Genomic DNA, 5,425 nt, shown 5'->3' on the forward strand with positions numbered 1-5,425 from the left:
CAGCTCACCGAGGCCCAGGTGACCTATATGCTCAGCAAGGTGCCTCGCGGTCGATTCGTCGAGGTGGAGGAGGCTGCGGCCATGGTCGCCTTCATGCTGTCGGACGAGAATTCCTTCACCACTGGCGCCACCTTCGATCTGTCCGGCGGGCGCGCGACCTACTGAGCGAGGATCGCGACAGCGCGCCCACGCCGCCATTCCACATGACCCGAGGTGGCGGCCAACCCCGCGACGCGCATCAAAAGGGATTGTACGCCGATACTGTCGGATTGGTTCCAGCGCGCGATCTGCTCGCGTCCGCGGAAGGAACGGCCCCAATAGGTGAGCAAGGCATCGGCGGTGAGGGTTCGAGAAAGGCCCCGGGTCGCCGGCATTGGTGGCTTCGACAAGCGGCGGATCGGGTCGGGCGCGGTCATCAGTCGATCCTGTGCATCAGGTCGTCATCGAGCCAGCGGCCAAAGAAATAGACGAGTTGCTTGTGCCACCACGGCCAGTCGTGGCTGACGTCGCCGCCCCAATAGTCGACCCAGGCCGCAATGGATTTCTCGCGCAGCACCTGCTCCAGTTCGCGCGTTTCGACGAGCATTCGTTCTTCCCAGGCGCCCTGCCCGCAGCAGAAGATCAGCCTCAGCGCCCTCAGCCGCCCGAGCAGCTTCTGGTCGACGATGCCCGGCAGATAGTCGAGCGGCGAATTGTAGAAGATGCTGCCCTCCAGCGTCCGACCGAAAAAGTCGCGGGTCGAATAGACGCCGGATAGCGAGATCACGCCGCTCGCTAGCTCCGGAAAGCGGAACACGAAATTCGACGAGTGGTAGCCGCCCATCGAGCAGCCGCAGAACAGCGGCTTGAGGGCGCGTCCGCCATTGGCCTTGGCGGCAACCGCCTGCAGCTCCGGCAGCGCCTCCTCGCGCACATAGCGGAAATAGGCTTCGTGGCGGGCGATGCGACTGACGGGATCGCCATGCTTGTCGAAGAAGGATTCCGAATCGATGCCGTCGAGCGTGAACAGCTGGATGCGGCCGGTGTCGACGAATTCGGCGAGTGCTGCGACGCCTCCCGAATCCTCGAACTGGTAAAAACGCCCCTGCGAGGTGGGAAACACCACCACCGGCCGCCCGGCATGGCCGTAGCGCTTGTATTCCATGTCGCGGCCGAGATTGCGGGCATGGGCCTTGTGATAGGAGACGTCCATCGGCTCACGCCTTTTCCGCGTGGATATAGTCGACCGCCTGACGCAGCGCCTTCTGGTCCTTCGAGCGCATCTGGTAGGCGTAGTTCCCCATGGCGCGGCTGAAAACCTCTTCGATGGCCTGATGGTGGACGATCTTGTCGCCGTGGGCGGCTAGCACGTCCTCATGGCTGTGCAAATAGTCGAGGTGTCGCTTGCGGCTGGCATAGGCCGTGAAATACTTGCCCTTGTAGGGCCCGCCGGCCGCGTCCTTCACCACCATGTTGGCCCATTCGGCATAGACGTCGATGTCGAAAGTGTAGTTGATCGCATCCGTCATCCAGGCGCCTGGCGGCCGCATGTTGACCTCCAGCGCAATGATGCGCTTGTCCCTGGTCTCGAACAGTTCGATGTGGAAGAAGCGCTCGCGTACGTCGAACGCCTTCAGGATCTTGCGGCCTGCCTCCTCGACCGCGGGCGTAATCTCGGGGAAGCAGGTGTAGCTCATATGGCGGTCGCGGTTGACCACCTCCATGACGCTCTGGTCGTAGCGGTGGCTCGCCGCCAGCACCACCTCGCCGTCGCGGTTGACCAGCCCGTCGAAGGTCACCACCAGCCCCTCGATGAACTGCTCCATGACGAAGGCCACGCCTTCGGGCTTGTCCTTGAAGAACTGATCGAGCTCCTTCGCGTTGGAGATCTTGAACGTGTTCGAGGCGCCGGAGCCCGAATCCGGTTTCACCACCACCGGATAGCCGACCCGGCGGATGAAGGTCATGGCGCCGGCCCGATCGGAGCATTTGCGTTGCGGGATTGTCTCGACGCCGCCCTTGCGGAAGAAAGCCCGCATGCGGCTCTTGCGCTTCAAATTCTTCACGAAGTCGAGCTTGGTGCCGAAGATGTTGAAGTCGGTGCGGATATTGGCCTCGAGCTCCAGCCAGTGCTCGTTCAACGACTCGAAGCGGTCGATGCGGCCCCATTTGTGGATGAAATGGCCCATCGCCCGGAATACGGCATCGTAGTTCTCCATGTCCGCGACCCGATAATATTCCGAAAGCGCCGCCTTGAGCTTGCTGCTCAGCGTCTCATAGGGCGCGTCGCCGATGCCGAGTACGGTAGCGCCGGCCTTCTTCAGCCGTTCGCAGAAATCGGCGCCGTTGCCCGGAAAATGCGGCGAGAAGAACACGAAATTCATGCACGACCTCCCCCTCGGATCAGGTCCTCCGGAGGCGAGTGTGGCGCATTTGGCTGATGCGGGGAAGAGCCGCGCCAAAGCATGTCGACCAAAACTGTGCAGCGGTTTTGGGAAGACGATATGCATGAAACCAAAGACTCAAAGCCGGGCCGGCACTTGCCTCCGGATGGCCGCTCCTGTAAGAGAGCCGGCATGACCACGCGCACCCGCTCCGTCGCTTCTTCTCGCCCCGGCTTTGCCGGCGAGACCGTGCGCGCGCTTGCTTCGACCCTGCTCCTTCTCGGCCTTATCGGCGATCGCCGGGTTCGCTGAAGGAGCGCCCGGCGGTCGAAAACCGCCGCTTTGGGCGCCTGCTCCTTGGCTAGATTGGCAAGTCACATCAAGCGAACGAAATTCTTTGGTAAAGGCGCCGCTCGGCACCGATCCGCCTGAAGGCGGTCCCACGAGCCGCCGGGAGAAACGACGATGAATAGAAGAGAAGCAATCCGCGCCGGCGAGGCCGAAACGGGCGCGCAAGCGCCCGGCCACATGGCCGATGCCGCCCGCAAATATCAGCCCTACCCGACCGTCAACCTCGCCGATCGCACCTGGCCGTCCAAGGTGATCGACAAGGCGCCGATCTGGTGCTCGGTCGACCTGCGCGACGGCAACCAGGCGCTGATCGACCCGATGGGCCATGAGCGCAAGGCGCGCATGTTCGCGCTGCTGCTCGACATGGGCTTCAAGGAGATCGAGATCGGCTTCCCGTCGGCCTCGCAGACCGACTTCGACTTCGCCCGCTGGTGCGTCGAGGAGGGCGGCGTGCCCAAGGACGTGTCGCTGCAGGTTCTGGTGCAGTGCCGGCCCGAGCTGATCACGCGGACCTTCGAGGCGCTCGAGGGCGCCCACCGCCCGATCGTGCATTTCTACAACTCGACCAGCGAGCTGCAGCGCCGCGTCGTCTTCGAAAAGGACGTCGCCGGCATCAAGCGCATCGCCACGGATGCCGCCAAGATGATCACCGACATGGCCGCCAAGGCCGGCGGCGGCTTCCGTTTCGAATATTCGCCGGAGAGCTTCACCGGTACCGAGCTCGAGGTCGCGCTGGAGATCTGCAACGCCGTCACCGAGATCGTGAAGCCGACGGCCGACAACAAGCTGATCGTCAACCTGCCATCGACGGTCGAGATGTCGACGCCCAACGTCTATGCCGACCGCATCGAGTGGATGTGCCGCAATCTCGACAACCGCGACAAGCTGATCATCTCGCTGCATCCGCACAACGACCGCGGCACCGGCATCGCCACCACCGAGCTCGGCCTGATGGCCGGCGCCGACCGCGTCGAGGGCACGCTGTTCGGCAATGGCGAGCGGACCGGCAATGTCGACATCGTGACGCTGGCGCTCAACATGTACACGCAAGGCGTCGATCCCGAGCTGGACTGCTCCGACATCAACCGGATGAAGGACGTCTATGAATATTCGAACCAGCTGAAGATCCCGGAACGCCACCCCTATGTCGGCGAGCTCGTCTACACCGCTTTCTCCGGCTCGCACCAGGATGCCATCAACAAGGGCATGAAGGCGCTGCGCAAAGCCAACACGCCGGTTTGGGAAGTGCCCTACCTGCCGATCGACCCCGCTGATGTCGGCCGCACCTATGAGGCGATCATCCGCATCAACTCGCAGTCGGGCAAGGGCGGCATCGCCTACGTGCTGCAGGCCGACTACGGCCTCAATCTGCCGCGCAACCTGCAGATCGAGTTCAGCCAGGACATCCAGGCGATCACCGACGCCGAAGGCAAGGAAGTGCCGGCCAAGCGCATCCACGAGCGCTTCCTTGAAGCCTATGTCGACCAGCCCGGCGCCAGGCTGAAATTCCTCGACCATCGCACCTATCCGGACACTGCGGTAAAGGGCCGTCGCGTGGTCGAGGCGGAGATCCTCGACAACGGCAAGGAAGTCACCATCACCGGCACCGGTACCGGCCCGATCGACGGCTTCGTCGATGCGCTTTCGCGCCATATCGGCGTCGACATGTCGGTGCTCGACTATTCCGAACATTCCTTGCAGCGCGGGTCGAACGCGTCGGCCATTTCCTATGTCGAGATGGAATATCCGGGCGGCAAGCTCTTCGGCGCAGGCATAAACACCAACATCGTCGCCGCCTCGCTGGAGGCCGTGGTCTCGGCCGCCAACCGCATCCTGGGCCGCAAGGCCGCCTGATTGTTCGATTGATAAAGCGTGGCGCGTTCATCGGACGTGCCACGCTTCATGGCAGGCGCGAGCCGCGTTCAAATTCGTTAACCGGCCGGTAAATTTCCCGTGGCTTACGCGATCACATAACAGAAGGTTCCTTGTGCGCTGGAGCGCGCGCTATATTATCGCGCCCTAACCTGTGCCGACTCTGAAAGGTCCGACACTTGGAGCCTGCCACGCCTGCCGCCCCCGCAGTGCGCGAGACATTGGAGCGACTGCTTGCCAGCGAAACGTTCGGACGATCCGAGCGGGCCCGCAGGCTGTTACGCTATCTGGTCGAACGCGAGCAGGCAGGCGAAGCCGACCGGCTGAAGGGTGTGTCCATTGCCATGGATGTCTTCGGCAAGGACGGCGATTTCGACGGATCGACCGACGCGGTCGTCAGGGTCCAGGCGGGGCGGCTGCGCGAGCTTTTGGATCAATATTTTGCCAGCGAAGGCATTGGCGAGCCGGTACGCATCGCCATTCCGCGCGGCGGCTATGTGCCTTCTTACGAGTTGAACGCCATACGGCTCCCAGCCGACGCCAAACCCGCGGATGCCCCGATCGCCCGGCCTTCCAAGCATTTCGAGAAGCCCGAGGCCGCCGCCGCACCGGTCGACGCCGTGCCGCTGACGACGACCCCGGCACCGACCCAATCCGCGTCATCGCTGACGCGCCAGTTGCGGTTCTTCTGGGCCGCCATGGTGCTGGTCATCGCCATGCTGGGTATCCTTGTCGTCCGCCAGGGTAACGCCTTTCTTCGTGGTGACGACGCGGTCGCGCCGGTTGAAGTCGAAACGGCAGGCGCGACCAGCAGCGTCGCTTCCCAAACGTTCGAAGGC

The 5,425-nt window shown here is 63.2% G+C and carries 5 protein-coding genes and 1 pseudogene; 3 read left to right on the forward strand and 3 right to left on the reverse strand.

The features are described 5' to 3' along the window. On the forward strand, positions 1-165 hold a 165-nt coding region (locus EOA60_RS16880), incomplete at its 5' end, for an SDR family oxidoreductase (protein ID WP_128311634.1). Here EOA60_RS16880 and EOA60_RS38255 read toward each other — a convergent pair. The 3 genes from EOA60_RS38255 to EOA60_RS16895 are packed head-to-tail and all read right to left on the reverse strand — an operon-like array spanning position 159 to position 2,363. After that, entirely contained in the window at positions 159-416 is a 258-nt protein-coding gene (locus EOA60_RS38255; RefSeq protein WP_179293602.1) for a hypothetical protein, read from the reverse strand. The genes EOA60_RS16880 and EOA60_RS38255 overlap by 7 nt on opposite strands. After that, positions 416-1,192, reverse strand: a complete 777-nt coding sequence (locus EOA60_RS16890; RefSeq protein ID WP_095823306.1) for an alpha/beta hydrolase-fold protein — start codon at positions 1,190-1,192, stop codon at positions 416-418. Before EOA60_RS16890 ends, EOA60_RS38255 begins: the two co-directional genes overlap by 1 nt. Positions 1,193-1,196: 4 nt before the next feature. Then, positions 1,197-2,363: an ATP-grasp domain-containing protein gene (locus EOA60_RS16895; RefSeq protein ID WP_095823307.1), complete on the reverse strand. Its 1,167-nt coding sequence runs from the start codon at positions 2,361-2,363 to the stop codon at positions 1,197-1,199. Between the two features lie 528 nt (positions 2,364-2,891). Here EOA60_RS16895 and leuA point away from each other — a divergent pair. Both leuA and EOA60_RS16910 read left to right on the forward strand, forming a co-directional pair. Continuing rightward, entirely contained in the window at positions 2,892-4,568 is a 1,677-nt protein-coding gene (gene leuA / locus EOA60_RS16905; RefSeq protein WP_164748231.1) for a 2-isopropylmalate synthase, read from the forward strand. A gap of 197 nt (positions 4,569-4,765) precedes the next feature. Continuing rightward, positions 4,766-5,425, forward strand: a pseudogene (locus EOA60_RS16910) (hypothetical protein); the annotation flags it as partial.

The organism is Mesorhizobium sp. M1A.F.Ca.IN.020.06.1.1, from assembly GCF_004023265.1.
GTDB lineage: Bacteria > Pseudomonadota > Alphaproteobacteria > Rhizobiales > Rhizobiaceae > Mesorhizobium.

Coding starts and splice junctions, on each gene's coding strand:
- EOA60_RS38255 (WP_179293602.1), bottom strand. CDS start 416: ATGACCGCGCCCGACCCGATCCGCCGCTTGTCGAAGCCACCAATGCCG.
- EOA60_RS16890 (WP_095823306.1), bottom strand. CDS start 1,192: ATGGACGTCTCCTATCACAAGGCCCATGCCCGCAATCTCGGCCGCGAC.
- EOA60_RS16895 (WP_095823307.1), bottom strand. CDS start 2,363: ATGAATTTCGTGTTCTTCTCGCCGCATTTTCCGGGCAACGGCGCCGAT.
- leuA (WP_164748231.1), top strand. CDS start 2,892: ATGGCCGATGCCGCCCGCAAATATCAGCCCTACCCGACCGTCAACCTC.